Annotated in this window: 27 protein-coding genes; 10 read left to right on the top strand and 17 right to left on the bottom strand. The window is 62.5% G+C overall.

The genetic code is table 11. From position 1 onward, the window contains the following. Nucleotides 1-33: 33 nt before the first annotated feature. The 3 genes from FEV53_RS04650 to FEV53_RS04660 form a co-directional block, all read right to left on the bottom strand. The gene (locus FEV53_RS04650) at nucleotides 34-1,137 is read right to left on the bottom strand and encodes an NUDIX domain-containing protein (RefSeq protein ID WP_142833654.1); all 1,104 of its coding nucleotides are present in this window, start codon (nucleotides 1,135-1,137) and stop codon (nucleotides 34-36) included. Further along, on the bottom strand, nucleotides 1,134-2,345 hold the full coding sequence (locus FEV53_RS04655) for an SAM-dependent methyltransferase (RefSeq protein ID WP_142833655.1): 1,212 nt from the start codon (nucleotides 2,343-2,345) through the stop codon (nucleotides 1,134-1,136). Before FEV53_RS04655 ends, FEV53_RS04650 begins: the two co-directional genes overlap by 4 nt. A gap of 171 nt (nucleotides 2,346-2,516) precedes the next feature. Continuing rightward, complete coding sequence (locus FEV53_RS04660) at nucleotides 2,517-3,104, bottom strand: biotin transporter BioY (RefSeq protein ID WP_142833656.1); 588 nt, start codon at nucleotides 3,102-3,104, stop codon at nucleotides 2,517-2,519. Nucleotides 3,105-3,200: 96 nt separating this feature from the next. Between FEV53_RS04660 and FEV53_RS04665 the strand changes: the two genes are divergently transcribed. Beyond that, nucleotides 3,201-3,857: an SDR family NAD(P)-dependent oxidoreductase gene (locus tag FEV53_RS04665; protein ID WP_142833657.1), complete on the top strand. Its 657-nt coding sequence runs from the start codon at nucleotides 3,201-3,203 to the stop codon at nucleotides 3,855-3,857. Between the two features lie 12 nt (nucleotides 3,858-3,869). Here FEV53_RS04665 and FEV53_RS04670 read toward each other — a convergent pair whose 3' ends face one another. Continuing rightward, complete coding sequence (locus FEV53_RS04670) at nucleotides 3,870-4,853, bottom strand: adenosine kinase (RefSeq protein WP_142833658.1); 984 nt, start codon at nucleotides 4,851-4,853, stop codon at nucleotides 3,870-3,872. After that, nucleotides 4,850-5,497: an endonuclease III gene (nth, locus tag FEV53_RS04675; RefSeq protein WP_142833659.1), complete on the bottom strand. Its 648-nt coding sequence runs from the start codon at nucleotides 5,495-5,497 to the stop codon at nucleotides 4,850-4,852. The genes FEV53_RS04670 and nth overlap by 4 nt, the downstream gene beginning before the upstream one ends. Nucleotides 5,498-5,649: 152 nt before the next feature. Here nth and FEV53_RS04680 point away from each other — a divergent pair, with 152 nt between their 5' ends. Both FEV53_RS04680 and FEV53_RS04685 read left to right on the top strand, forming a co-directional pair. Then, the gene (locus FEV53_RS04680; protein WP_142833660.1) at nucleotides 5,650-6,480 is read left to right on the top strand and encodes a methylated-DNA--[protein]-cysteine S-methyltransferase; all 831 of its coding nucleotides are present in this window, start codon (nucleotides 5,650-5,652) and stop codon (nucleotides 6,478-6,480) included. 106 nt (nucleotides 6,481-6,586) lie between these two features. Further along, nucleotides 6,587-7,234 carry a YiaD family glycine zipper/OmpA-like lipoprotein gene (locus FEV53_RS04685; protein WP_142833661.1) on the top strand — a complete coding sequence of 216 codons (648 nt, stop codon included), beginning with the start codon at nucleotides 6,587-6,589 and terminating at the stop codon, nucleotides 7,232-7,234. A gap of 110 nt (nucleotides 7,235-7,344) precedes the next feature. Here the strand turns inward: FEV53_RS04685 and FEV53_RS04690 are convergent, their stop codons facing one another. The 5 genes from FEV53_RS04690 to FEV53_RS04710 all read right to left on the bottom strand — a co-directional run bounded on the left by FEV53_RS04690 (nucleotide 7,345) and on the right by FEV53_RS04710 (nucleotide 9,941). Beyond that, a complete protein-coding gene (locus FEV53_RS04690; protein ID WP_142833662.1) occupies nucleotides 7,345-7,902 on the bottom strand; it encodes a F0F1 ATP synthase subunit B family protein in 558 nt (185 codons plus the stop codon). After that, nucleotides 7,902-8,426: a F0F1 ATP synthase subunit B' gene (locus FEV53_RS04695; protein WP_142833663.1), complete on the bottom strand. Its 525-nt coding sequence runs from the start codon at nucleotides 8,424-8,426 to the stop codon at nucleotides 7,902-7,904. The genes FEV53_RS04690 and FEV53_RS04695 overlap by 1 nt, the downstream gene beginning before the upstream one ends. 75 nt (nucleotides 8,427-8,501) lie before the next feature. Then, complete coding sequence (locus FEV53_RS04700) at nucleotides 8,502-8,738, bottom strand: F0F1 ATP synthase subunit C (protein WP_142833664.1); 237 nt, start codon at nucleotides 8,736-8,738, stop codon at nucleotides 8,502-8,504. A 74-nt stretch (nucleotides 8,739-8,812) separates the two neighbouring features. Next, on the bottom strand, nucleotides 8,813-9,616 hold the full coding sequence (locus FEV53_RS04705; protein ID WP_142833665.1) for a F0F1 ATP synthase subunit A: 804 nt from the start codon (nucleotides 9,614-9,616) through the stop codon (nucleotides 8,813-8,815). Continuing rightward, nucleotides 9,594-9,941, bottom strand: coding sequence for an AtpZ/AtpI family protein (locus FEV53_RS04710; RefSeq protein WP_142833666.1), 348 nt, complete (start codon nucleotides 9,939-9,941; stop codon nucleotides 9,594-9,596). The genes FEV53_RS04705 and FEV53_RS04710 overlap by 23 nt, the downstream gene beginning before the upstream one ends. A gap of 178 nt (nucleotides 9,942-10,119) precedes the next feature. On the opposite strand from FEV53_RS04710, the gene FEV53_RS04715 reads away from it, so the two are divergent. Further along, the gene (locus tag FEV53_RS04715) at nucleotides 10,120-10,458 is read left to right on the top strand and encodes an ArsR/SmtB family transcription factor (RefSeq protein WP_142833667.1); all 339 of its coding nucleotides are present in this window, start codon (nucleotides 10,120-10,122) and stop codon (nucleotides 10,456-10,458) included. A gap of 117 nt (nucleotides 10,459-10,575) precedes the next feature. On the opposite strand, the gene FEV53_RS04720 is transcribed toward FEV53_RS04715, so the two are convergent. Together FEV53_RS04720 and FEV53_RS04725 are read right to left on the bottom strand one after the other, a co-directional pair. Continuing rightward, complete coding sequence (locus tag FEV53_RS04720) at nucleotides 10,576-10,887, bottom strand: hypothetical protein (protein WP_142833668.1); 312 nt, start codon at nucleotides 10,885-10,887, stop codon at nucleotides 10,576-10,578. Between the two features lie 144 nt (nucleotides 10,888-11,031). Next, a complete protein-coding gene (locus FEV53_RS04725; protein ID WP_342778274.1) occupies nucleotides 11,032-11,907 on the bottom strand; it encodes a LysR family transcriptional regulator in 876 nt (291 codons plus the stop codon). Nucleotides 11,908-11,980: 73 nt separating this feature from the next. On the opposite strand from FEV53_RS04725, the gene murJ reads away from it, so the two are divergent. Continuing rightward, entirely contained in the window at nucleotides 11,981-13,519 is a 1,539-nt protein-coding gene (gene murJ, locus FEV53_RS04730; protein WP_142833669.1) for a murein biosynthesis integral membrane protein MurJ, read from the top strand. A 2-nt stretch (nucleotides 13,520-13,521) separates the two neighbouring features. On the opposite strand, the gene fmt is transcribed toward murJ, so the two are convergent. Together fmt and def are read right to left on the bottom strand one after the other, a co-directional pair. Beyond that, nucleotides 13,522-14,421, bottom strand: coding sequence for a methionyl-tRNA formyltransferase (gene fmt, locus FEV53_RS04735; protein WP_142833670.1), 900 nt, complete (start codon nucleotides 14,419-14,421; stop codon nucleotides 13,522-13,524). 76 nt (nucleotides 14,422-14,497) lie between these two features. Next, the gene (def, locus tag FEV53_RS04740; RefSeq protein ID WP_142833671.1) at nucleotides 14,498-15,016 is read right to left on the bottom strand and encodes a peptide deformylase; all 519 of its coding nucleotides are present in this window, start codon (nucleotides 15,014-15,016) and stop codon (nucleotides 14,498-14,500) included. A gap of 109 nt (nucleotides 15,017-15,125) precedes the next feature. On the opposite strand from def, the gene FEV53_RS04745 reads away from it, so the two are divergent. Further along, a complete protein-coding gene (locus FEV53_RS04745) occupies nucleotides 15,126-16,298 on the top strand; it encodes a MalY/PatB family protein (RefSeq protein WP_142833672.1) in 1,173 nt (390 codons plus the stop codon). Between the two features lie 505 nt (nucleotides 16,299-16,803). Here FEV53_RS04745 and FEV53_RS04750 read toward each other — a convergent pair. The 3 genes from FEV53_RS04750 to ubiE form a co-directional block, all read right to left on the bottom strand. Next, a complete protein-coding gene (locus tag FEV53_RS04750) occupies nucleotides 16,804-18,573 on the bottom strand; it encodes an IlvD/Edd family dehydratase (protein WP_142833673.1) in 1,770 nt (589 codons plus the stop codon). Between the two features lie 174 nt (nucleotides 18,574-18,747). Further along, nucleotides 18,748-20,274, bottom strand: a complete 1,527-nt coding sequence (ubiB, locus tag FEV53_RS04755; RefSeq protein WP_142833674.1) for a 2-polyprenylphenol 6-hydroxylase — start codon at nucleotides 20,272-20,274, stop codon at nucleotides 18,748-18,750. 3 nt (nucleotides 20,275-20,277) lie between these two features. After that, nucleotides 20,278-21,030: a bifunctional demethylmenaquinone methyltransferase/2-methoxy-6-polyprenyl-1,4-benzoquinol methylase UbiE gene (gene ubiE, locus FEV53_RS04760; RefSeq protein ID WP_142833675.1), complete on the bottom strand. Its 753-nt coding sequence runs from the start codon at nucleotides 21,028-21,030 to the stop codon at nucleotides 20,278-20,280. 88 nt (nucleotides 21,031-21,118) lie between these two features. On the opposite strand from ubiE, the gene mutM reads away from it, so the two are divergent. The 4 genes from mutM (at nucleotide 21,119) to dnaA (ending at nucleotide 25,083) form a co-directional block, all read left to right on the top strand. After that, nucleotides 21,119-21,970, top strand: a complete 852-nt coding sequence (gene mutM / locus FEV53_RS04765) for a bifunctional DNA-formamidopyrimidine glycosylase/DNA-(apurinic or apyrimidinic site) lyase (protein ID WP_142833676.1) — start codon at nucleotides 21,119-21,121, stop codon at nucleotides 21,968-21,970. Nucleotides 21,971-22,032: 62 nt separating this feature from the next. After that, on the top strand, nucleotides 22,033-22,809 hold the full coding sequence (locus FEV53_RS04770) for an enoyl-CoA hydratase (RefSeq protein WP_142833677.1): 777 nt from the start codon (nucleotides 22,033-22,035) through the stop codon (nucleotides 22,807-22,809). A gap of 150 nt (nucleotides 22,810-22,959) precedes the next feature. After that, a complete protein-coding gene (rpsT, locus tag FEV53_RS04775) occupies nucleotides 22,960-23,223 on the top strand; it encodes a 30S ribosomal protein S20 (protein ID WP_142833678.1) in 264 nt (87 codons plus the stop codon). A 492-nt stretch (nucleotides 23,224-23,715) separates the two neighbouring features. Continuing rightward, entirely contained in the window at nucleotides 23,716-25,083 is a 1,368-nt protein-coding gene (gene dnaA / locus FEV53_RS04780; protein WP_142833679.1) for a chromosomal replication initiator protein DnaA, read from the top strand. Nucleotides 25,084-25,155 lie beyond the last annotated feature (72 nt).

Genomic DNA, 25,155 nt, shown 5'->3' on the forward strand with positions numbered 1-25,155 from the left:
GGACAATATGAGTATGGTGCCCGGAGGCTGAACTCAAGAGAAGGTGCCGTCCTCACGCGCCCGTTGCAACCACAAGGCCGAGACCAGCAGCGGGCCGTTATTGGCCTCCCCGGTCCGGATCAGCTCCATCAGCTGGTCAAAAGAGATGAGGTGCAGCCGCAGATCCTCATTCTCTTCGGCAAGCCCGCCCAGACGCGGCAGCGTATCGGGCAAATCGGCCTCGGCCACGTAAGAGACCAGATATTCGGCCAGCACGCCGGGGCTGGGGTAGTAATTACCGATCTTGTGCAGGCGCGTCAGGGTCAGGGCCGCCTCTTCCCCCGCCTCGCGATGGGCTGCCTCCTCAAAGCTCTCCCCGGCATCGACCCGGCCCGCGATAGGCTCAAGCGACCAGGGATACGTGTCGCCCCGCAGCCAGATCCCATAGCGGAACTGTTCGACCAGCAGCACCCGGTCGCGCTGGGGATCATAGGGCAGCACGGTCACCGCGTCAGCGGCATGCAGCCCCGCCCATTCCACCTCGGTGCCTGCCCCTCCATCGCTGTGAGGGATGCGCATTTGGGTCTGTCCGACCGCGAAATAGTGGCAATAGGGCACCTCGTGTTTGAGGATCTCGACGCTCGCCCGAAGGGCGGGATTGCGGAGCAATTCCGGGCGCGGACTCCGGGCCGCGCGGATCGCCGAGTGCGCGCGGGCGCGGATTTGCGGCATCCGATAGTGCAGGGCTGCGCCGTCGATCTGGCCAAAGAACCGCATCGCCTCACCGGCCGCCAACCGAGTCATGGGTCCGCTTGTTTCCTGCCACTCCGCCAGATCCCAGGGCACCCCGGCCCCCTGCCCCTCTGGCGCGCGATAGAGCATCACCGGGCGTCCGTTGCTGAGCCGTGCGGTGTGCCGGACATAGGCAAACCCGGCCTCATAGTAATCGAGCCGCGCCACCTGTTCGGAAGTCAGCCGCACCACAGCGCCTTGGGCCACCGCCCCGGGGCGCTCCACGAGGATCGGCCAATCGCCAGCTGCGGCGCGCTCAATGGCATGCCATGGCAGCGCACCCACTTCCTGCATTACAGGACCACCGGCCACGCGCTCCAGCAGTTCGGGATCGCGTAACGTCCCGAACAGAAACACGTCGGTCATGCGGGGCGCTCTACGGTGATCTGGGTCACATCACAGTTGCCGCTGTGAAAGGTCGCCGCGCAGGAGGTCAGGTAGAAATTCCACATGCGCCGGAACCGGTCATCGAAGCCCATCGCCGCGACCTGCTCCCACTTGTCGTTGAATGTATCGAACCAGCGCCGCAGGGTCAGGCTGTAGCTTTCGCCGAATTCCAGTGAGCGCAGTACCGTCAGTTCCGCATGGCGAATCTGCTCGCGCAACACCGTGGGGCTAGGCAACATGCCGCCCGGAAAGATGTATTTCTGAATGAAATCAGGGGCACGGCGGTAGGTTTCCCATCGGCTGTCTTGCACGGTGATGATCTGCAGCGTTGCCCGCCCGCCGGGCTTCAGCCGCTCGCGCACCGCGTTGAAGTAGACCGGCCAGTATTTCTCGCCCACCGCCTCGAACATCTCGATGGAGGCGATTCCGTCATAAGTTCCCGTCTCATCACGATAATCCTGAAGCTTGATCTCCACCCGGTCCGACAGCCCCGCCTTTGCGATCCGCTCCACCGCGTATTTATACTGCTCCTCGCTGATCGTCAGGCAGGTCACCCGCAAGCCGCGCTCACTGGCCGCGTATTCCGCAAATCCACCCCAACCGCAGCCGATCTCCAGCACGTGATCGCCCGGCTGTGCCCCCATCTGGTCCACCATAGAGGCATATTTGGCAATCTGCGCGGCCTCGAGGCTCTCTTGTCCACTCTCGAACAAGGCCGACGAATAGGTCATGGTCTCATCAAGCCACAGGGCGTAGAAATCATTTCCCAGATCGTAATGGGCGGCGATGTTCTTCTTCGCCTGCCGCTTCGTATTGCGGTAAAACCAGAACCGCAGCTGCTCAAAGAGACGCACCAGCCCCATCACCGGGAAACCGTCATAGATCTCGTCATTATCGGCGTGGAACAGATCCAGCAGCGCTTGCAGGTCGGGGGTACTCCACCATTCGTCCAGATAGGCTTCGCAGAAGCCCAGATCTCCCTCGCGGATCAACCGGGCAAAGATATCCGAGTTGTGGATCACGAGTTCCGCCACCGGCCCCGGATTACGCCCTTCGGCACGGAATCGGCGCCCGTCCGGCAGCACAAAGTCCAGCCGACCGTGCTCCATCCGATCTGCCATATGGAACACTTGCGTAAAGTAACGTGGCAGATGGGACTGGCCTTCGACGCGCGTCAAAACGGTCATGAAATCTCCCCGGAAACCTCTTTTCAAACAGGTTAACCGGCTCCGGGAGAGGGTGCCACGGTGAATTGCCCAAGCCGTCCATTTGGTCGCGCTCCGAACCCGTGCACAAAGAAAAACGCCGCCTCCCGCAGGGGGAGACGGCGCCGATCCGAAGTGTATCCGTGACTTGGATCAGGCCTTGCGGCGCGACAGCCCAGTGACCGCAACAGCAGCAAGGACCGCCTTGATCGCATCACCGATGAGGAATGGCAGCACCCAGCCCGTCCAGAGCGTCAGAGCCGAGGTCGAAGCCCAGGCGGCCTCGACACCGAAGGCAGAGGCCACTGCAAAGGGCCATGCCACGCCCGGGATATAGAGCATGGCTGTGGCGTAGAGGCTACAGACGGCTGTCGAGATGACACCGCGCGCCAGTCCACGCTCAATCGCAAAGCCTGCGAACCAAGCCATTGCCACGTAACCGAGCAGGAAGCCGCCCGTGGGTCCAGCCATGTAGGCAAGACCCGCGCCACCATTCGCAAAGACCGGCAGACCCATGGCGCCCTCGGCCAGATAGGCCAGAACAGTCATCGCGCCGAGACGCGAGCCGAGCGTCAGGCCCACCATCAGGATGGCCAGCGTTTGCAGCGTCACCGGCACCGGCCAGAGCGGGACAGCCACCTGAGCGGCCACGGCGATGAGGGCCGAGCCCCCCAGCACAAGGGCAGCCTGCTGCCAGAACGCGCGATCCTGACCGCGCAGAAGGGGCGTTGCTTGGGTCATCTTTTACTCCTCATAGGGCTTTGCGCTATTTCTCGGCCTTCCCCGGCCCCACGTCAATCCCTTGCCAATCGATCCCTTTGGTTCCATGACGCTAACATGACAAAGATTGCACTGATCACCGGCGCCTCCCGGGGGCTTGGGGCGGCGCTGGCCGAAGCGCTCAGCCCGGATTATCACATCGTGGCGGTCGCCCGCACCACTGGCGCGCTCGAAGAGCTCGACGACCGGATTCAAGCCAAAGGCGGCGCTGCTACGCTGGCACCAATGGACATAGGCAACCGCGACGCCATGGCCCATCTGTGCCGTGGCATTCACGACCGCTGGGGCCATGTGGATCTCTGGTGTCACGCCGCAATTCATGCTGCCCCCCTGACGCTGGCCTCGCACATCTCGCAAAAGGACTGGGACAAGAGCCTCTTGGTGAACGTCAACGCCACCCAGACCCTGATCGCCATGGTCGAGCCGCTGCTGAAAGCCGCGCCCGAAGGTCATGCGGTGTTTTTCGAGGACCCGCGCGGCGGTCAGAAGTTCTTTGGCAGCTACGGTGCAAGCAAGGCCGCGCAGATGGCGCTGGTCCGCTCCTGGCAGACCGAAACGCAGAGTACCGGTCCGAAGGTGTCAGTCGTCGCGCCCAACCCCATGCCAACGGCCACCCGCGCGCGGTTCTTCCCCGGCGAAGATCGGGACGCCCTGACAGCCTGCACCGATGAGGCCGCGCGTATCGTAGAGCAGCTCGGCCAGACCACCGCCTGACCGATCCTTCGGTCACATAAGACCCAACGCTCTAAAACGCGCCTGCATATCCGCCTGCGGGCGCGGCCCCACATGGCCGATCACCTCGGCAGCACAAGTCACGCCCATGCGTGCGGCCGTCTCCAGATCTGTGCATGTGACATAGCCGTAGAGGAACCCCGCAGCGAATTGATCTCCCGCCCCCGTGGCGTCCACCGGAACGACCCGTTCCACCGGCGCCGCGATCCGGATGTCACCTTGTCGCACCACCACCGGATCGCCTGAACGCGTGCAGACCACCGTCTTGCAGACCTTCGCCGCGCGGATCAGCGCGTCTTCAAGATCGCACTCATAAAGCGTCGTCCACTCCGCCTCATTACCGATCACCAGATCCATCTCATTCTCGATCAGATGCTGGAAATCGGCGCGATGGCGGTTCACGCAGAACGGATCCGACAGAGTAATCGCCGTCTCGCCCCCCGCCTCATGCATCAACTGCGCAGCCCGGCGAAAGGCCGATTTGCCCTCATCCTTGTCAAAGAGATAGCCTTCGAGAAACACCAGCTTTGCGCCCGCGAACACATCCCGCGGGACATCATCGGCGTCGAAATCCGCACCGGCGCCCAGATAGGTGTTCATCGACCGCTCCCCATCCGGGGAGACAAAGATCATCGAGCGCGAGGTCGGCGCAGCCACGTCCCCGGAGGGCGGGTTCGGAAATGCGCCCCCATTGGCCGTCATGTCATTGACATAGAATCGCCCCAGCGCATCGTCCTTCACCTTGCCCAGGAACGCCGTGCCCAGACCCAGATGACCGATCCCGGCGATGGTGTTGGCCACCGACCCACCCGCCGCCTGCGCACGGTCATTCATTGCCGCATAGAGCAACTCGGCCCGATCCTTCTCCACGAGCTGCATGATGCCTTTTTCGATCCCCATATTGTCGAGAAACTGGTCATCGGCATGGGAAATCACGTCGACAATGGCGTTGCCGATCCCGATCACATCGTGGGTCATTCTTGGGTCTTCTCCTCAAAGGGGCAGAGGTCGCGGATCAGACAAGCCGGACATTTCGGCTTGCGCGCGACGCAGGTGTAACGGCCATGCAGGATCAGCCAGTGATGGGCATGGCGCTGAAATTCGGCGGGGACGTTGTCCTCGATGGCACGCTCGACAGCGACGACATCCTTGCCCGGTGCGAGCCGCGTGCGGTTGCCGACGCGAAAAATATGGGTGTCCACCGCCTGCGCCGGATGGCCCCACCACATGTTCAGCACAACATTGGCGGTCTTCCGCCCCACGCCCGGCAGGCTTTCCAGCGCCGCGCGGGATGACGGCACCTCTCCGCCATAGTCCTCCACAAGGATCCGGCTGAGCTTAATGACGTTCTTCGCCTTGTTGCGGTAAAGACCAATGGTCTTGATATGCGCGATGACGCCCTCTTCGCCCAACTCAAGCATCTTTTCGGGCGTATCCGCCACCGCGAACAGCCCCCGCGTGGCCTTGTTCACCCCGACATCGGTCGCCTGCGCAGACAGCGCCACAGCCAGCACCAGCGTATAGGCGTTAACGTGCTCTAGCTCGCCCTTCGGTTCCGCCTCAGCGGCCTGAAAGCGGTGAAAGATCTCGACCTGGGTCTGATATGGCAAGGCTTTGGACATGGGCTCAGCTTCTGCCTCCGAACGCGCCCCGATTGCAAGCACCCTTCATCTTTCCACAAATACCCCGGGGAGCCGCGTCAGCGGCGGGGCAGAGCCCCAAATTGCGCAAGCTTCGGGTCGCGCGACACGTATGCTGCGGCTAAACCGAACCCATGACCGACTCTATCGACACCAGCTATCATTGGCATCTCATGCGCCGGGCCATCGACCGGCTCGATTCCGGGCGCGACCTCACCCTTGAGGAGATCGCCACGGAGATGAACCTCAGTCCGGCCCATTTCCAGCGGCTGTTCTCCCGCTGGGCCGGGATCAGCCCCAAGCGGTTCCAGCAGTTCCTCACGCTCGGCCATGCAAAACGGCTGCTGGCCGAGCGCCATTCCCTGCTCGACACCGCCGATGCGGCGGGGCTCAGCGGCACCGGGCGGCTCCACGACCTGTTCATCCGCTGGGAGGCCATGACCCCCGGCGAATTCGCCCGCAACGCCGAGGGCCTCACCCTGCGCTGGGCCAGGGGTGACAGCCCCTTTGGTCCCGTTCTGGCCATGGCCACCGATCGCGGGCTCTGCGGGCTTGCCTTCATTGCCGAAGATGGCGAGGAGGCGAGCTTTGCCGATCTGGCGCGCCGCTGGCCTGCCGCCCGGATCATACATGACCCCGAGGCTCTCGCGCCCCATCTGGGCAACATCGCGAGACAGACCCGAGTGCACTTGCACATCATGGGCGGACCGTTCCAAATCAAGGTCTGGGAAGCGCTGCTGCACATCCCTGAGGGCCACGTGACGACCTATGGCGATATTGCCCGCGTCATCGGCCATCCCAAGGCCCATCGCGCGGTCGGCTCTGCGGTGGGGCGCAACCCGATCAGCTGGCTCATCCCCTGCCACCGGGCGCTGCGCAGCACCGGAGAACTGGGCGGATATCACTGGGGCCTCCCGGTAAAACGTGCACTTCTCGCCGACGAAGCTGCCCGGACCGGCTTCTGACGGGCGGAAACGCGCCGAAACAAGAAGGTGATTTGGCCTCGGTCAAGTTTTGGGTAAACACTGTCATCGTAAGTGGTGTGACCCAAAAATATGAGCAGAGGACAAAATGACCACCCGAATTTCCCTTCTTCTGGCCACGACCGGCGTTGTCGCCTTGTCAGCCTGCGTGACCTCAACCGGCCCCGAGGATCCGAACCGGACTCGTCAGGGCGCGCTCATTGGCGCCGTCGGCGGCGCCATCGCCGGTGCTACTGTTGACAATGACGACCGTCTGAAAAACGCCGCCATCGGCGCGGTCGTGGGCGGCGGCGTGGGCGCCACCGTTGGCGCCTATCTCGACCAGCAAGAGCGCGAACTGCGCGCCCAGCTCGGCACGGGCATCGTGATTGAGAACACCGGCTCAGAACTGATCGTTCGCCTCCCGCAGGACATCCTGTTTGCCGTCGACAGTGCCGCCGTTCAGCCTGGCCTGCGCGGTGATCTGCAATTGCTGGCCAACAGCCTGAACAAGTACAGCGCGTCTTCGGTCGAAATTCAGGGCCACACGGACAACACTGGCGATGCCGGCTACAATCAGGGTCTGTCCCAACGCCGTGCTCAGTCCGTGACATCGGAACTGATCGCCTACGGTGTCGCTCCGTCACGCCTGCGTCCCGTCGGTTATGGCGAGAGCCGCCCGATTGCCGACAACCTCACCGATGCGGGCCGCGCCCAGAATCGTCGCGTGCAGGTGGTCATCCGCCCCACCGGCTGATGGGCCCGCCGAGGGGCCGAAACCGGCCCCTCCTCAGCGCATAAAACAAAAAACCCCGGAGCCGTCGGCACCGGGGCTTTTTTCATTTCAAAGTGCTCTGGTCGGAGCGATCAGTGCAGTTTCTGGCTGATCGTCTCGATGGAACGGTCGAACAGGGCACCGGAGCGCTCCGCGTTCATCTGCTCAGCCAAGACCTGACGGGCAGCGGCGACGGCGACCTCGACCGCACGGTTCCGAACCTGACGCTTGGCGTCTTCCTCGGCCTGAACGATCTGCTCCTTGGCGGCCTTGACGCGGCGCTCGACAGAGAGGGCAAGCTCCTTCTCGGCCTCGACCTTGTCGTTCTGCGCCTGCTCACGCGCTGCGGCAACAATGCGATCAGCGTGCTCCTGCACTTCCTTCTGCTTGCGCTCGTAGCTGGCCAGCAGAGATTGCGCCTCTTCACGCAGGGCGCGGGCTTCGGCGAGATCCGATTTGATGCTCTCCGCGCGGGCATCCAGCATCTCGGTGATCTTGGCTGGCACCTTCATGTAGACAAGCACACCAACAAAGATCAGAAAGCCAAGCGACACCACGAAGTCGGTATTGTTCAGCGAAAAGAACGGGCCGCTCGCGGCAAATGCAGGAACCGGCAGCAGCGCCAGCGCAAGGATTGCGATCCGGGTCATCAGCGGCCTCCCATCTTCGAACTTACCACGCCAGCGATCTGACCACTGTCAGCCTGACCACCCAGATGGGCAACCAACGCTTCAGCGGTGTCTTTGGCCACGGCTTCGACATTGGCGGTCGCGCTGTCGCGGATCTCACCGATCCGGGCGGCGCTCTCTTTTTGTTGTTCTGCGATCTCGGCATCAGCTTTGGCCAGCGCCGCATCAAGCTCAGCCTGCATGGAGGCCTTGGTCTCCGCCGTGATCTCCGCTGCTTCGGCGCGGGCGTCGGCCAGCGCCTTATCATAGGCCTTTTCGGCCTCGGCAGCTTTGAGCTTTAGCTCTTCGGCGGCCGCGATGTCATTGGTGATCGCCCCCTGACGCTCGGCCAGAACGGCCCCGATCCGGGGCAGCGCGACGCGGGACAGTAGGAGATAGATCGCCACGAGCGCCAGGACCAGCCAGAAGATCTGGTTGGAATAGGTGCTGGGATCCAGCTGCGGCATGCCGGATGCAGATTCGGCACCATGTGTTTCGGTTGCCATCGGCGTCCTCCAGAGGTGTGAGTTAACGGGGCCGCGTCAGCCGCGGCCCCGATCTCGGAGAGGTAAGCGCTTGGCTCAGACGGCGAACATCAGCAGCAGCGCAACGAGGAACGAGAAGATCCCCAGCGCTTCGGCAAACGCGATGCCGATGAAGAGCGTAGCGGTCTGGCCAGCGGCGGCCGACGGGTTGCGCAAGGCGCCCGACAGGAAGTTACCAGCAACGTTGCCCACACCGATGGCGGCGGCACCAGAGCCGATGCCAGCCAGACCAGCACCGATGTATTGTCCGAGGTTTGCGATATCGCCTTCCATGGTCTCTCTCCTTGAATTGGAAGTTTTCGTAGCGTTGTAGGATGAGGCGCGCACCGCAGCGGTGCGCGTCGTCATTAGTGTGACGGGTGCAGTGCGTCTTTCAGATACACGCAGGTCAGAATGGTGAACACATAGGCCTGGATGAAGGCCACCAGCAGTTCGAGGGCGTAGATCCCGGTGATCGCCAGGATCGGGATGAACGAGAACAGCCCCAGTGCGCCGGCAAAGCCCGCGAAAACTTTCAGCACCGCGTGGCCCGCCATAATGTTGCCGGCGAGACGGACAGAGTGACTAACCGGACGCACAAAGTAGGAAATCAGCTCGATCACGGCCAGAATCGGGCGCAGCACCAGAGGCGCGGAACTCACCCAGAACAGGCCGAGGAACTTGCTGCCGTTCAGAACGAAGCCGAGCACGGTCACGGCGATGAACACCGAGAAGCCGAGCACCGCTGTCACCGCGATCTGGCTGGTGGGCGAGAATGACATGGGCAGCAGCGCCAGCATGTTAGAAAACGCGATGAACAGAAACAGCGTCATGATGTAGGGAAAGAACTTCAGCGCGTCCTTACCAGCCACATCCTCGACCATTTTGTGCACGAAACCGTATGCCAGCTCGGCCACGGACTGAACGCGGGACGGGACCACCGCGCGACCACGGGTGCCGACCACCAGAAGGAGCGCGACGCCCAGCACGGCGAGCGCCAGCCAGAGCGTGGAATTGGTCACGGTGAACATGTGCACCGGGCCGTCGGAGAAGAGCGGCTCGACCACGAACTGATCCATCGGATGGATGTTCAGGCCCGAACCCCCTTCTGCCGCGTGACCCGCAGCCTCGGCCGCGTGGGATGCGCCTTCACCCGTCGCCTTGTCCGCCATTCTCGTTCCTCATCTCGCCTTCGGGGGAAGCTTCCCCCAGGTTCACATCTTTGGCTGTTCGCATCATCACGTTGATGCCGGCCGCAAAGCCCAGAAATATGAATATCACCAGAAAAACGGGCATGGTCCCAAGCAGGAGATCCAGTCCGTATCCGATGCCGAACCCGATCCCCAAACCGACGACCAGCTCGATGACCATCCGCCAGGCAAGTTCCGCCCCCGAATAGCCACTTGATGGGGAAGAGGCCGGAGCGTCCGCTTTGCGGCGCTCCGAGAGCTTTTGCTCCAAAGCCTCCATGCGGGCCCGTGTCGACTCATCAACCATGGACACCCCCAATCGTTGGCCGGAACCTAGGCTTAGCGCCCCATGTGGTCAAGACAGCAAAGACAAAGCTGTTTCAGCTACTTAACTGAAATCATACCAGCAAATAAGGCGGGCCCAACATTCAACGTTTTGGTTGAGCATCTTGACCGGGCCCACGTTTCCGGCGCATCCCGGAGCCATGTCTGACCCGCTCGACACTATCTTTCAGGCCCTCGCCGATTCGACCCGGCGCAGCATTCTGACACTGCTGCTCGAAGACGATATGAGTGTGACCGATGTGGCGGCGGGGTACAGCATGTCCCTTGCCGCGATCTCTAAGCACCTGCGTATTCTGAACCAGGCGGGTCTTATCTCTCAGGAGAAACGGGGACGTGTGATCTGGTGCAAGATTGAGCCTGATTCTCTGCGCGATGCGTCGGTCTGGATGCAGGGGTTCGGGCAATTTGAGCCCGTCGAGCTCGACAGCTATGAAGATTTCCTTCGGCGGGAAGGCGTCATAACTGACGAAGCCCGGTGACCACTCCGAGAGCCCCGCAAAGATCTACTCTGAAAATCAGTCATTAGCCCAAAAGAAGGGGCACCCGAAAGTGCCCCTTCCACAAATCTGTTTCAGGCCTCAGCCAGAAAAACAGTATTAGTCTTCTTCGGAGGACGAGCTCGAGGAGCTGCCGTCGGAGTCATCATCATCATCATCGTCGTCCAGAGCGGCGGCGATCAGAGCAGCGGCAACCACGCCACCTGCGATGGCAGCGGCGGTACCAGCGGTACCCATTCCACGGATGCCCGAAGAACCGGTAGCCGCGGGAGCGTAGACAACCGACTGACACTCAGGGGCGTCGGGGGTCACGTCACAATCAACGGCGGGCGCAAAACCACCGGCCAGAGCGGCCTGGGCAGAAACGAGCGCCACGGAGGCGGCAGCGGCGAGGGTCGTACGGAAGTTCATCATAGGCTCCATGTTCAAATGATCGCCCCCTCGATAATCAGAAAATTCTCTGGATGCAATGGATCAAACCCCAATCAGGGCAAGAACCCGCGCAACTCCGGCGGGTGTTGCAGCTCTGCACTAATATCCCGTCAAGTCGACGTATTACGGTGAAAAATGGGTCTTCAGCGCGTTCAGAGCGGCCTGTACCTTCGCACTACGATGAAGGTCGACGTGGGAGACCAGCCACAGCGGCGCCTGCCATTCGTCGCGAGTGTCAAAGATCTCGATGAGATCTGACCAATTTTCTCCGATATTCTTTGGCAGGAAGCCTAAGCCGGCACCGGCCCGAATCGCCTCGACGACCTGCTCTGTCCACTGGACCCGTTGCCGGATCGCATGAGGCGGCACCGTATGCTCCAGCCAACGATAGAACGGAGCCCGGGCGAGCGCATCGACAGCGCCGATAAAATGATGCCTATCAAGGTCCTCCCAATGCTCTGGTGGCGCGTTCTCTGTGAGATAGTCCCGACTGCCGAACAGCCCCATCTCAAGGTGCCCCAGCCGCTGCACGACATTGTCAGGTTCCTGCGGCGACGGGCCAGCCCGCACGGCCACATGAGCTTCGCCATATTCCAGCCGGAAGACCCTTGGATCCGTCCGGAGATGAACGATGAGGCCGGGATGCTGTTTCTGCAACGTCGTCAGTGCCCGCAGAACGGGTTTGCCCAGAGCGTCGATTGTCGTCACGACCAAATCGCCAGACAGATCCTCACTCTGGCCGCGGAGCCGGGCCTCAAGCTGGGAAAAGAGATCATCTGCCACCTGTCCCACCCGCAAGAGGTCCTGGCCAGCGTCCGTCGCCACGTACCCGCGGGCGTGTCTGTGAAACAGCCGCAACCCCAGTCGCGCCTCCAGAGCGTCAACGTGGCGAATCACGGTCGCATGATGGACACCCAATGCATCGGCTGCACCGCTGACGGTGCCAACCCGCGCCACGTGATAAGCGGTCTTCACCTCATCCCAAGAGCCGATCGACATTCTGCTTCCCCGCTGCCTCTTGCGCGCCGCGTTCGGCGGCTCCATAGCAAAACTAGCGCGAACAAGGAGCACTATGGCACAGCAAAAGAGCCTGATCAGTCGATTTCTGACCGTCGGAGGCTGGACCTTTGCCTCTCGGATCCTTGGATTCGTCCGCGACATCATGATCGCGGCCTTTGTCGGCGCGGGTCCGGTGGCCGAAGCGTTCTTCGTCGCCTTCTCCCTGCCCAACATGTTCCGCCGGTTCTTTGCCGAGGGCGCATTCAATATGGCCTTCATCCCGCTCTTCTCCAAGAAGCTGGCGGGACAGGAAGATGCCCATGACTTTGCCCGAGATGCGTTTTCCGGGCTGGCGGGAATCCTGATCATATTCACGCTGATCGCCCAAATCGCCATGCCGCTCCTCGTTCTCGCCATGGCCAGCGGCTTTGCCGGAGATGAACGATTCGACCTCGCGGTGCTCTACGGGCGCATATGCTTTCCGTATATCCTGCTCATTTCTCTCGCCGCGCTCCTGTCGGGCGTTCTCAACGCCGCCGACCGCTTTGTCGCCGCAGCCGCCGCGCCCGTACTCCTGAATGTCGCGATCATCGGCGCGCTGACGGCGGGATGCTGGGCGGGCTGGGATCCGGGGCTGACGCTGGTCTGGACGGTCCCCGTGGGCGGCGTACTGCAACTGGGCCTCGTCTGGATCGCCGCCGCACGGGCCGGTTTCCCGCTCATTCCCCGGATGCCCCGCCTGACCCCGGATCTCAAACGCCTCGCCATCATCGCCCTGCCCGCCGCGCTTTCGGGCGGCGTCGTGCAGGTGAACCTTCTGATTGGGCGACAGGTCGCGAGCTTTTTCGACGGCGCGATCGCGTGGCTTAGCTATGCCGACCGTCTCTATCAGCTGCCACTCGGCGTGGTGGGAATCGCCATCGGCGTGGTACTCCTGCCCGACCTGTCCCGCAAATTGCGTACCCAGGATGTGGAGGGCAGCCGCCATGCCCTGTCGCGCGCGGGCGAATTCGCCCTGATGCTGACCGTCCCCTCCGCCGTGGCCTTCCTCGTGGTGCCGGGCCCGCTCGTGGCCACCCTCTTCGAGCGCGGTGCCTTCGACGCCGCCGACACACGCGCTACCGCTCTGGCTCTGGCGATCTACGGGCTCGGCCTGCCCGCGTTTGTTCTGCAAAAGGTCTGGCAGCCGCTCTATTTCGCCCGCGAAGACACCCGCACCCCGTTCCGCTACGCTCTCGGAGCGCTGATCATCAACGCGGTGATCGCCATCGGCCTCGCCCCCGTCTTCGGCTACCTCGCCGCCGCTCTAGGGACGACGCTGGCAGGCTGGGGCATGGCCTTTTTGCTGATCAGAGGCACCGGTGGCATGGGCGAAGCGGCACAGATCGACACGCAGATGCGCCGTCGAACCCCACGAATTATCGCCGCCTCAGCCCTGATGGGCGCCGTCGTCTGGGTCGCTGCGCGCCTGATGGAGCCGCTCTTTGCCGGGGCCTTCGCAATTCCCGCGCTGATCGCCCTGATCCTTCTCGCCGCCGTCACCTATTTCGGTGGGGGCCACGCGATCGGGGCCTTCTCCCTGCGCGATCTCAAGCGCGCGCTCCGCCGCTGATTTCAGTCAAGCCGCTCCGGCAGATCAAACCCCCGGAGCGCCGCCTCCACCGGCTGCGCCCGACGCCCTTCGAGCTGAACCTCAACCAGCTCCAACGCTCCGTCCCCGCACGCAATCCGCGCCCCGGACAACACCTGCCCCGGCGCTCCCGCGCCATCGGCCAGCGAGGCGCGCAGGATCTTCATCCGCACATCCCCCGCCCGGCACCACGCACCGGGAAAGGGCGACAAGCCGTGAATATGCCGCACCAGCTCCGTCGCCGGACGCGCCCAGTCGATCCGGGCCTCAGCCTTGTCGATCTTGACGGCGTATGTGACGCCCTCTTCGGCCTGCGCCACAGGCTCCAGATCCGCCAGTTCTGCAAGTGCCACCACCACTTCGGACGCGCCCAGAACCGAGAGCCGGTCATGGAGATCACCTGTGGTCTCTTCCGCCCCGATGGCCACGGCAGCCCGGCGCAGGACCGGCCCGGTGTCCAGCCCCGCCTCCATCTGCATGATGCAGACGCCTGTTTCCGAATCTCCGGCCATGATCGCGCGATGGATCGGTGCCGCCCCGCGCCAGCGCGGCAGCAGCGACGCATGGATGTTCAGACACCCAAAACGCGGCGCATCGAGAACCGCCTGGGGCAATATCAGCCCGTAGGCCACCACGACTACCACATCGGCTCCCAGCGCCGCGAACTCCGCCTGCGCCGCATCATTGCGCAACGACACCGGATGACGCACGGCAATCCCCACCGCCTCGGCCGCGCGCTGGACCGGCGAAGGGCGCTCCTTCTTGCCCCGCCCGGCAGGGCGTGGCGGCTGGGTGTAGACACAAACGATCTCGTGCCCCGCGGCGATCAAGGCCTCCAGAGCCGGCACCGAGAACTCCGGCGTTCCCATGAACACGATCCGCATGGCGCCCCCTGCTTCATCTTTTTGTCCAAAAATACCCCAATCCCGCCACACCAACGGGATCAGGCGCCCGCAAGATTCAGGCCCGCGCCAGCTCGCGCTTCAGCTTCTGCATCCGCCGGGTGATCATCTGCCGCTTCATCGGGCCGAGGTAATCGATGAACAGCTTGCCATCGAGGTGGTCGATCTCATGCTGCACACAAGTCGCCCAGAGTCCGTCGAAATGCTGGCTCTGCGGGTTGCCGTCGAGATCGGTCCAGGTCACATCGACCTCACGGGGCCGCGTCACCTCGGCGTACTGATCGGGGATCGACAGGCAGCCTTCCTCATAGACATTCGTCTCTTCGGACCGCCCAGTAATCACCGGGTCAATCAGCACCATGGGCTGGCGCGGAGCGGTCTCGTCCTTGACGCAATCCATGACCAGAATGCGCTTCATCACGCCAATCTGCGGCGCGGCCAGTCCGATGCCAGGCGCATCATACATGGTCTCAAGCATATCGTCAGCCAGCGCCCGGATCTCATCATCCGGGGCACCTACTTCGTCCGCCCGGGCCTTCAGCCGCGGATCGGGATGGATCAGGATCGTGCGTAACATGCGCTCCATTTAAGGCAGCCGTCGCGCCTTCGCAACGGCGCGGATGGGGGACCGCTTGCGCTGTCCGGACATTCGCGCAAGGTAGGGCAAGACGAGGGAAGGTTTGGCCATGGATTTCGACAAGATCATCGACCGGCGCGGCACGGGATCGGTAAAATGGGACAAGATGGAAGCCCTCTATGGTGTCTCACCCGAGGATGGTCTCTCCATGTGGGTCGCGGATACGGATTTCCGGGCGCCCGATCCGGTCCAGCGCGCCTTACAGGCTATGGTCGATCACGGCGTCTATGGCTACGGAAGCGACGAGGCGGCGTATCATGACGCGATCACCTGGTGGATGGCGGAGCGCCACGGCTGGGAGGTTGATCCGGCCCATATTCTGACGAGCCACGGGCTGGTGAATGCGGTCGGGCTGTGCCTCGATGCGCTGACCGCGCGGGGCGACGGGATCGTGCTGTTCACCCCGATCTATCACGCCTTTGCCCGGGTGATCCGGGCCGCCGGGCGAGATTTGCGCGAGGTCGAACTGGCACAGGACGCCACTGGCCTCTACCGCCTTGACATGGACGCCGCCGAAGCCGCCCTGACCGGCAATGAGAAAATGCTGATCTGGTGCTCCCCGCACAACCCCGGCGGGCGGGTCTGGAGCCGCGACGAACTGGAGCAGGTCGCAGAGTTTGCACGGAGGCACGATCTGATCCTGATCTCCGATGAGATCCATCACGATCTGGTCTTCCCCGGCCACACTCACATCCCGATGACCGCGCTCGATGACCTGTCGGACCGGCTGATCATGCTCACCGCGGCGTCAAAGACCTTTAACATCGCGGGTGGCGAGACCGGCAATGTCATCGTGGCCGATGACACCCTCCGCAATCGGATCAAGGGCCGCATGGCCGCGCTGGGCCTGTCGCCCAATATCTTTGGAATGGAGATGATCCGTGCCGCCTATTCTCCCGAAGGCGCGGTTTGGGTTGATGAGCTGGTCACCTATCTCGATGGCAACCGGCGCCTGTTCGACCGAGGCATCGCCGAGATCCCCGGCCTGCGCTCCATGGCGCTGCAATCGACTTATCTCGCGTGGGTTGATTTCTCCGGCACCGGAATGCCGCGCATGGAGTTCACGTCCCGCGTCGAACAAGGCGCCAGGATCGCCGCCAATCACGGGCCGACCTTCGGCACCGGCGGCGACAGCTGGCTGCGCTTTAACCTCGGCACTCCCCGCACGCGGATCGCAGAGGCCGTATCCCGACTGCAGCAGTCCTTTGGCGATTTACAGTGACGCGCACCCTCTTTGGGTGCGACATCTTGACACAATCTCGCTTAGCGTGTACAGTTTTCGATGTCTGAAGCCGTGCGGATACGTGCCCATCCGCAAATATGCCGGTCCCTTTTTGTCGCAATAGCACACCCGGTCCAGACATCGTGGCACCTCTGAATGTCCTGTAGGGCCAAGGGGTGAGTGTGAGGTGTCCGCTTCAAAAAATCATAAAACTGGACCTGCGACCTCATGCGTCTGTCAGCGCATGCAGACGCCGCAGGCCATTTCCCAAATTCAACAGATTTTCCCATGACCCACTCAATACATCGCGCCGATCGTCCCGAAAGTCTTTTGCAGTTCCGCAACTATATGGAATGTCCCGTCGAATCGCGGGATCTGTCTTTCATGTCAGGCGAAGCCCTCAACAGCGACACGAGGCCGACGCGACCGCACGCTGACCTGCATCTGTTGGGCGGACGCTGGCAGCGGGACTGGCTGGGGGAACGCTGGGACGACTAAGCCTCGCTCAGTGGTTGTCCCGCGGCAGTTCCTTTGAGATGCGCTGATAGGCTGTGGCCAATTCCAGACAGCCCCCCCGACCGAGCTGCCCCACGGTCTGGCGATAGATCTCCTGCCACGGGGTCTGATGGGTGAGTTCCGGCCGCTGCCAGGCGGCGCGCCGGGCCTGCCACTCAGCATCCTCGACCAGCGCATTCAGCGTTCCCGCCTCCAGATCGAGGCACACCCGGTCGCCGGTCTGCAACAGCGCCAGCCCCCCGCCGACAACCGCCTCGGGCGTGGCGTTCAGGATCGAGGGGCTCTCGGAGGTGCCGGACTGCCGCCCGTCACCAACGGTCGGCAGATGGCGGATGCCCTCCATAAGCACCGCATCCGGCGGCTGCATATTCACCACCTCGGCCGAGCCAGGATAGCCCACGCAGCCCACATTGCGGATAAAGAGGATTGTGTGCTCATCAATGCCGAGGCTCTCATCATTGATCCGGTGATGATAATCCTCGGGCCCCTCGAACACCACCGCCCGCGCCTCGAACTTGCCGTTCCTCAGGAACCGCTGGCGGAAATCGTCGGAGATCACGCTGGTTTTCATGAGGGCCTCGTCAAAGAGGTTGCCAGAGAGCACGAGGAACCCGGCCCGCTCCCGCATCGGCTGGTCAAAGGGGCGGATCACATCCGTGTCGAGACTGCCGAGGCCGGAGATGTTCTCTCCGACGGTTCTACCCGAGGCGGTCATCGCGCCTTCATGCAGTCGCCCAGCACGGCGCAACTCTTCCATCACCGCCGGCACACCGCCCGCTCTGAAAAAGCTCTCGCCCAGATACTCGCCCGCGGGCTGCATGTTCACCAGCAACGGCACATCATAGCCGTAGGTCTGGAAATCCTGCGTTGTCAGGTCCACCCCGGCATGGCGCGCGATGGCCACCAGATGCGGCGGCGCGTTGGTCGAGCCGCCGATGGCCGTGTTCACGACGATGGCATTCTCAAAGGCCTCGCGGGTGAGGATATCAGACGGTTTCAGGTCCTCATGGGCCATTTCTACGATGCGACGCCCCGTCTCGTAAGCGGCTTGCATCCGCTCGCGGAAGGGCGCCGGAATCGCCGCCTGACCGGGCAAGGACATACCCAAAGCCTCGGCGATCGCGTTCATGGTCGACGCGGTACCCATGGTGTTGCAATGGCCGAGCGACGGCGAGGAAGAGCAGGCGCGCTGCATGAATTCCTCGTAGTCGATCTTGCCCTCGGCCAGTAGCCGGCGGCTCTCCCAGATCATTGACCCGGAGCCCGAGCGCTTCCCCTGCCACCAGCCGTCGAGCATAGGCCCGCCGTTCAACGCAATGGCCGGAATATCCACCGTAGCGGCCCCCATGAGGAGCGCCGGCGTGGTCTTGTCGCAACCTGTGGTCAGAACGACTGCGTCGATCGGATAGCCATGCAGAACTTCAACAAGGCTCAGATATTGCAGGTTGCGGTCCAGCGCGGCCGTGGGACGCTTGCCGGTCTCCTGAATAGGATGCACCGGGAATTCCATCGGCACCCCGCCCGCGTCGCGGATGCCCGCCTTAATCCTGTCCATCAGGAAGACATGGATCTTGTTGCAGGGCGCCAGGTCCGAACCGGTCTGCGCGATCCCGATGATTGGTCGCCCGGATTGCAACTCTTCGCGGGTGAAGGTCTGGTTCTGGTACCGCTCCAGATAGAGCGCGGTCATTCCGGGATTATTTGGATTGTCGAACCATTCCTGCGACCGGAACCGGCCATTCGCGCGCGTATCGCCCATGAGATCCTCCTGCTTCGCGCGGAGTTGTCGCGCTAACACAACCTCGATGCAAGTGGTCTTGCCAGTTCCCTTCAATCAGAGCGGCCCTGAGAAGTTTTGAAAGCCTCCAATCCGATTTCTATGCTGGAAATCGCGCCCCGGATCAGAGGTCACACCCAGTTCACCCGACTGATGTCAGAACGCGCCAGCAACAGCCGCCACGACGACCATCGCCCCGGCTCCGAGACCGGCGGCCAGCAAGGGATGCATCCGCGAATGCGGCGGCGCGGTCCGGGGCTCGATGCCCCGGATCAGCGCCTGCTCCGCCATCTGCGGCAGTTTCGGGCCAAAACGGGACAGCACCCGCGCCGTCCGCGTCAGATCCCGGAGGAGCGCCTTCGGCCCAACATTCTGCTTGATGTAATCGGCCACCACCGGCTGCGCCGTATCCCAGATGTTGATCTGCGGGTTCAGCGAGCGCGCCACCCCCTCGACCACCACCATGGTGCGCTGCAACAGGATCAGCTCGGTCCGTGTCTCCATGCCAAAGCGCTCAGTCACTTCGAACAGATAATTCAGTAGCCGTCCCATGGAGATCTGCGTGGCATTCATACCGAAAATCGGCTCCACAACCGAGCGCAAAGCACGAGCAAATTCGTCCACATCGCGATCGGGCGGCACATAGCCCGCTTCGAAATGCACCTCAGCCACGCGACGGAAATCGCGGCGGATGAAACCGAACAGGATCTCCGCATAGACCCGGCGCGTGTACTCATCGAGCCGTCCCATGATCCCGAAATCCAGTGCAATGATGTCGCCATTGCGCCCGATCTTCAGGTTCCCCTGATGCATGTCGGCGTGGAAAAATCCGTCCCGCAGCGCATGTTGCAGGAACAGCCGCAGCACCCGGTCGCCGAGCTCCGCGCGGTTCAACCCTGCGGCATCGATGATGGCGAGGTCGTTGGCGGGAATACCCTCAGCCCATTCCAGCGTCATCACCCGCCGCGCCGAGAGGAACCAGTGCACTTGAGGAACGCGAAAGCCTTGGTCATCCGCCGTGTTCGCGGCGAATTCCGCGCAGGAGGAGGTCTCCAGCCGCAAATCCAGTTCGGCCCGCGTCACACCGTTGAAATGGTCGATCACGTCCATGGGCTTCAGCCGACGGGCCGCGGGTGCGAGGACCGAGACCAGCCGCGCGATTAGATAGAACGCGTCCACATCCTTGCGAAAGGCGCGTTCGATGCCGGGCCGCAGCACCTTCACCGCGACCTCTTCGCCACTATCGGCCAGCCGGGCGCGATGGACCTGCGCGATGGAGGCCGCCGCAATGGGTTCGGAAAACTCCGCGAAGATCACATCGGGATCAACCCCCAGCTCCTTGCGGATCTCCGCCAGCGCTTCGTCCCGTGAAAAGGGCGGCAGCTTGTCCTGCAACACCTTCAACTGCCCGGCGAGTTCCGGCCCCACCACGTCGGGCCGGGTCGATAGAACTTGCCCGAACTTGATATAGGCGGGACCCAGCGCGGTCAGCGCCCGGGTCACCGGCGGCATGGCCGGATCGCCCTTATAGCCCAGCCACTTGAACGGCCAGCCCAGCGTTCGCGCGGCAATCCGCAGCGGCTTGGGCGCCTCGAACGCATCAAGCACCACGGTCATGGCGCCCGTACGCTCCAGCGTGGCGCCGGTGCGGATCAGGCGCCAGATGTTATGGGGACCCCGCAACGCTCAGATCTTCCAGCCGGAATGGAGCGCGGCGATGCCCATGGACAGGTTGCGGTATTTCACCTGCCCAAAGCCTGCCGTTTCGATCATCGCGGCGAATGTCTCCTGATCGGGAAACTTGCGGATCGATTCCACCAGATACTGGTAGCTGTCCCGATCCCCCGCTATCACTTGCCCCATGCGCGGGATCACGTTGAAGGAATAGAGATCGTATAGCCGTTGCAGCATGTCATTTGGGATCTGGGAAAACTCCAGCACCATCAGCCGCCCGCCGGGACGCAGCACCCGGTAGGCCTCCGACAGGGCATCTGGGATACGCGTCACGTTCCGGATGCCAAAGCTGATCGTGTAAGTGTCGAAGCTGTTATCCTCAAAGGGCAGCTTCATCGCGTCGCCCACCACCCAGTCGAGGCGGTCGGCCATGTCTTCGGCCTCGGCGCGCTTGCGGCCCTCCACCAGCATCGATTCGGTCAGGTCCAGCACCACCGCCTCGGAGCCCGGCGCGCGTTTAAGGAAGCGGAAGGACACATCTCCCGTTCCCCCCGCCACATCAAGAAGCCTTTGGTGCGGGCGCGGTGCCAACCAGTCCATCATCGCGTCCTTCCAGACGCGGTGGATGCCGACGCTCATCACATCATTCATGATGTCATATTTCGAGGCGACCGAGGAGAAGACCCCATGTACGAGCCCCGCCTTCTCGGATTCGGGGACGGTCTGAAATCCGAAGCTGGTGGTTGCGTCGTCTTTACTGGCCATGTGCTCTTGCGATCCTGCGCTGTGTTGGCTTTCTTATAGAGCCCATGCGAGGCGATACAATGCGGCCTCTGCGCAGCCGAGGTCCGAAATGCCCGAATTACCCGAAGTCGAGACTGTTCGTCGCGGTCTTGAGCCTGCCATGACCGGCAACAGAATCACCCGCGCCGAGGTCAGACGCCCCGATCTGCGCTGGCCGTTTCCGCCGCGCATGGCCGAGCGGCTGACCGGAGCGGGCATTCTGCGGCTGGGGAGGCGGTCGAAATACCTGCTGATCGATCTCGACACGGGCGAGACACTGATCGTGCATCTGGGCATGTCGGGCCGGATGCAGGTGGATACGGCGCCCACGGCGGAGTTCGTCCACAGCCACGGCGCCCTGCCCGCCCATGACCATGTTGTGCTGCATCTGGACAGCGGAGCCACGGTGACTTTCAACGACCCGCGACGGTTCGGGGCCATGGACCTGACGCCGACCGCGGCGATAGACGACCATTGGCTGCTGGCGAAACTGGGGCCAGAGCCGCTTGGGAACCAATTCGACGAGACCTACCTGACCGCAGCCTTTGCCGGACGCCGCAGCCCGGTGAAAACCGCCCTGCTTGACCAGCGCATCGTGGCAGGACTGGGCAACATCTACGTCTGCGAAGCGCTCCATCGCGCCGGGATTTCCCCTCTCCGCAAAGCCGGTCACATCAGCAAGGCCCGCCTGCGCCGTCTCGTTCCGGAGATTCGGGAGACGCTGGCGGAGGCAATCGAGGCGGGCGGATCCTCTCTGCGCGACTACCGTCAGGCAGACGGTGCGCTTGGCTATTTTCAGCACAATTTTAGGGTGTATGGCCGCGAAGATGCGCCCTGTCCGTCACCCGGCTGCGACGGGACGATTCGTCGAATCACTCAATCGGGACGCTCCAGCTTCTATTGTCCGCAATGCCAAAGATAGCTTGAACCACGGCGCCTGACTGCTATGGCTGTCAATTCGACCGAAACCTGCGAGAGCGGAAAATGGCCTATAACACCATCATCGTCGAGATCGAGGACCACATCGCCCTGATCCGGCTTAACCGTCCTGACGCCATGAATGCCCTGAACAGCGTGTTGCTGTCGGAACTGGCGCAGGCCGTGAGCGAAGCCGAAGCCAATGAAAAGGTGCGCTGCATCGTCGTCACCGGCTCTGAAAAGGCTTTTGCAGCAGGCGCCGATATCAGTGAGATGGCCGAAAAGACCTATGTGGATGTATTCACCAGCGGCCTCTTTGCCGATTCGGTGAAGGTTATCGAGGATTGCCGCAAGCCGATCATCGCCGCTGTCGCAGGCTACGCGCTCGGCGGGGGCTGCGAACTGGCGATGATCTGCGACATCATCATCGCAGCCGACAGCGCAAAGTTTGGTCTGCCTGAAATCAATCTTGGGGTGATCCCCGGCATCGGCGGGACCCAGCGTCTGCCCCGCGCCATCGGCAAGGCCAAGGCCATGGATATGGCGCTGACGGGCCGGTTTATGGATGCCGAGGAGGCCCTGCGGTCCGGGCTCATCAGTCGTGTGGTCCCGGCCAAGAAGCTCATGGACGAAGCCACGAGTACCGCGCAAAAGATCGCGGAAAAGAGCCAGATTGCCGTGATGGCAGCGAAAGAAGCGCTGGACCGCTCGTTCGAAACCTCCCTAACCGAAGGCCTCGCCCATGAGCGGCACCTCTTCCACGGGATGTTCGCAACCGAGGACCAGAAAGAAGGCATGGCCGCCTTCCTGGACAAGCGCGAGGCCCAATTCCGCGACCGCTGACCCCTTTTCAAACGCGGCTTGATGCTGTATCCGACCGCTCGAACATGCGTGTGAGGCCCGCTCTGGCCGGATCGTCCCGGTAATGAACCCGGGCCTGACGGGTCTTCCGCACGTACAGACATACTATGTGACCCGAAAGGCAGAGATCCCATGGCAAATACGCCCCAGTCCAAGAAACGCGCCCGTCAGAACGAGCGTCGCTATGCCGTAAACAAAGCCCGCCGTTCGCGCATTCGCACCTATCTGCGCAAAGTTGAGGAAGCCATCGCGTCCGGCGATTCGGCTGCGGCCAAGGACGCGCTCCGCGCCGCCCAGCCCGAACTGATGCGCGGCGTCACCAAGGGTGTGATGCACAAGAACACCGCTGCACGCAAAATGTCACGCCTGTCGGCTCGGGTGAAAACACTCGGCTAACCGTATCGGTGATTGAATATCGCCTGACAAAGCGCGCCACTGGCGCGCTTTTTTTGTGGCTGGAAAACCACGCCGTGTCCCCCGGAAACAGGGCTGATAACTTGGCTCATAGATTCGCGTGCGGGAAAGATCCTTGTCAATCGCTTTGATCTGTTGCGCCGGATCGCCCCCCCTCGCTAATGTCCGAGGGCGATTCACGAAATGGGGCACAAGAGGCCGAGCGGATCAGAGACAAGGCTGCTAAAAAACGAACTCTGATATCCGCTCCGACGATTAAAGCGGCGAAGCATTAGTCGATCCGGCCACACTGTATAGACCATGCTGGCAGGGAGTCACCCGGGCGTTTATGCCGGGATATTTCTTGTTTTTCACTCGGCAGGCGACCGCCTGGCCGACATGGTATCCGTGTGCTTCATCGTCGTGGTCGGCGGAGGTTCAGAGTCAGTTTGCAGGCTCTGATGTGACAAACACGACGGGGTATGGGGCGAGATAATGACCGACGACATCTGGGGTGTGGCGCAGAATCGGCTAAAGACGCAGGTTGGTCAGAACAACTATGTCACGTGGATTGAACCGCTACGCTTCCGGGATCTTCAAGATGGCATCCTGACGTTCGACGTCCAATCGCAGTTCATGGGAAATTGGGTCGAGCGCTATTTCGGCGATGCCATTCTGCGCGAAGTCGCCGCCATGGGTGAGGCCGTTGACCGCCTGAGCTTCGTCGTCAATCGCAGCCCGCGCCCTCCGAAGAGCGCCCCAGCTACGGCCCAGGAGCCCGTGCCCGCCCGCCCTGCGGCCCGCAGCAGAATGGGGCAGGAGAACGGTCTGCCGCTGGAGCCGCTCTACACCTTTGACACTTTCGTGGTCGGCAAATCCAACGAGCTGGCCCACGCCGCGGCCCGCCGCGTTGCGGATAGCGATGAGGTGAGCTTTAATCCCCTCTTTCTTTATGGTGGTGTAGGCCTTGGCAAAACGCACCTGATGCATGCCATTGGCTGGGAGTTGCGCAACCGCCGCCCCGACGCCAAGATCGTCTATGTCTCCGCCGAAGACTTCATGTACCGCTTCGTCCGCGCGCTGCGCGAAAAGGACATGATGGGCTTCAAGGAGATGTTCCGCTCCATCGACGTGCTCATGGTCGATGACGTGAAATTCATTGCTGGCAAGGATGCGACGCAGGAGGAATTCTTCCACACGTTCAACTCGCTGGTCGAACAGAAGAAGCAGATTATCCTCAGCTCGGACGCTGCTCCGGGGGAGATTGACGGGCTGGAAAAGCGCATCGTCAGCCGGTTGAACTCCGGTCTTGTCATCGACATCCACCCCACCAGCTACGAGCTGCGGCTGGGCATTCTGCAGCGCAAAGTCGAGGTCTTTGGCGACCGCTGGCCCGGCGCCCGGATCGGCGATGGCGTGCTGGAATTTCTCGCCCACAAGATCTCGTCCAATGTGCGGGAACTCGAAGGCGCGCTGACCAAGCTCTTTGCCCATTCCTCCTTCCTCGACAGGGAGGTTGATCTGGAACTGGCGCAGGAATGCCTGCGTGACATGCTGAAAACCGTGGATCGACGCACGACGATCGACGAGATCCAGCGCAAAACGGCAGATCATTACGGGATCAAGCTCGCCGATCTGATCGGCCCCCGTCGCAATCGCGTGTACGCCCGTCCGCGTCAGGTGGCCATGTATCTGGCCAAAGAGATGACCGACCGGTCACTGCCGGAGATCGCACGCAAATTCGGCGGCAGGGATCACACAACGATCATGTACGGCATCCGCCAGATCGAAAAGCTGTCGGCCACCGATTCGGCCTTATCCGAGGATCTGGATCTGCTGCGCAAAGCGCTGCGCTGGTCTTGAACCGGGCCGATCCGGAGAAAACAGCCCAATCCCCCTTGAACACGCCGAGAATGCGGATAGCGTGACGCTCCC

The sequence above is a fragment of the Palleronia caenipelagi genome, assembly GCF_007004065.1.
GTDB lineage: Bacteria > Pseudomonadota > Alphaproteobacteria > Rhodobacterales > Rhodobacteraceae > Palleronia > Palleronia caenipelagi.

Coding starts and splice junctions, on each gene's coding strand:
- FEV53_RS04650 (WP_142833654.1), bottom strand. CDS start 1,137: ATGACCGACGTGTTTCTGTTCGGGACGTTACGCGATCCCGAACTGCTG.
- FEV53_RS04700 (WP_142833664.1), bottom strand. CDS start 8,738: ATGGAAGGCGATATCGCAAACCTCGGACAATACATCGGTGCTGGTCTG.
- FEV53_RS04655 (WP_142833655.1), bottom strand. CDS start 2,345: ATGACCGTTTTGACGCGCGTCGAAGGCCAGTCCCATCTGCCACGTTAC.
- FEV53_RS04660 (WP_142833656.1), bottom strand. CDS start 3,104: ATGACCCAAGCAACGCCCCTTCTGCGCGGTCAGGATCGCGCGTTCTGG.
- FEV53_RS04750 (WP_142833673.1), bottom strand. CDS start 18,573: ATGGGCGATACGCGCGCGAATGGCCGGTTCCGGTCGCAGGAATGGTTC.
- FEV53_RS04690 (WP_142833662.1), bottom strand. CDS start 7,902: ATGACCCGGATCGCAATCCTTGCGCTGGCGCTGCTGCCGGTTCCTGCA.
- nth (WP_142833659.1), bottom strand. CDS start 5,497: ATGTCCAAAGCCTTGCCATATCAGACCCAGGTCGAGATCTTTCACCGC.
- FEV53_RS04695 (WP_142833663.1), bottom strand. CDS start 8,426: ATGGCAACCGAAACACATGGTGCCGAATCTGCATCCGGCATGCCGCAG.
- FEV53_RS04665 (WP_142833657.1), top strand. CDS start 3,201: ATGACAAAGATTGCACTGATCACCGGCGCCTCCCGGGGGCTTGGGGCG.
- FEV53_RS04685 (WP_142833661.1), top strand. CDS start 6,587: ATGACCACCCGAATTTCCCTTCTTCTGGCCACGACCGGCGTTGTCGCC.
- FEV53_RS04680 (WP_142833660.1), top strand. CDS start 5,650: ATGACCGACTCTATCGACACCAGCTATCATTGGCATCTCATGCGCCGG.
- dnaA (WP_142833679.1), top strand. CDS start 23,716: ATGACCGACGACATCTGGGGTGTGGCGCAGAATCGGCTAAAGACGCAG.
- rpsT (WP_142833678.1), top strand. CDS start 22,960: ATGGCAAATACGCCCCAGTCCAAGAAACGCGCCCGTCAGAACGAGCGT.
- FEV53_RS04710 (WP_142833666.1), bottom strand. CDS start 9,941: ATGGTTGATGAGTCGACACGGGCCCGCATGGAGGCTTTGGAGCAAAAG.
- murJ (WP_142833669.1), top strand. CDS start 11,981: ATGGCACAGCAAAAGAGCCTGATCAGTCGATTTCTGACCGTCGGAGGC.
- FEV53_RS04705 (WP_142833665.1), bottom strand. CDS start 9,616: ATGGCGGACAAGGCGACGGGTGAAGGCGCATCCCACGCGGCCGAGGCT.
- FEV53_RS04720 (WP_142833668.1), bottom strand. CDS start 10,887: ATGAACTTCCGTACGACCCTCGCCGCTGCCGCCTCCGTGGCGCTCGTT.
- FEV53_RS04670 (WP_142833658.1), bottom strand. CDS start 4,853: ATGACCCACGATGTGATCGGGATCGGCAACGCCATTGTCGACGTGATT.
- fmt (WP_142833670.1), bottom strand. CDS start 14,421: ATGCGGATCGTGTTCATGGGAACGCCGGAGTTCTCGGTGCCGGCTCTG.
- ubiE (WP_142833675.1), bottom strand. CDS start 21,030: ATGGCCAGTAAAGACGACGCAACCACCAGCTTCGGATTTCAGACCGTC.
- FEV53_RS04715 (WP_142833667.1), top strand. CDS start 10,120: ATGTCTGACCCGCTCGACACTATCTTTCAGGCCCTCGCCGATTCGACC.
- FEV53_RS04725 (WP_342778274.1), bottom strand. CDS start 11,907: ATGTCGATCGGCTCTTGGGATGAGGTGAAGACCGCTTATCACGTGGCG.
- FEV53_RS04745 (WP_142833672.1), top strand. CDS start 15,126: ATGGATTTCGACAAGATCATCGACCGGCGCGGCACGGGATCGGTAAAA.
- mutM (WP_142833676.1), top strand. CDS start 21,119: ATGCCCGAATTACCCGAAGTCGAGACTGTTCGTCGCGGTCTTGAGCCT.
- FEV53_RS04770 (WP_142833677.1), top strand. CDS start 22,033: ATGGCCTATAACACCATCATCGTCGAGATCGAGGACCACATCGCCCTG.
- def (WP_142833671.1), bottom strand. CDS start 15,016: ATGTTACGCACGATCCTGATCCATCCCGATCCGCGGCTGAAGGCCCGG.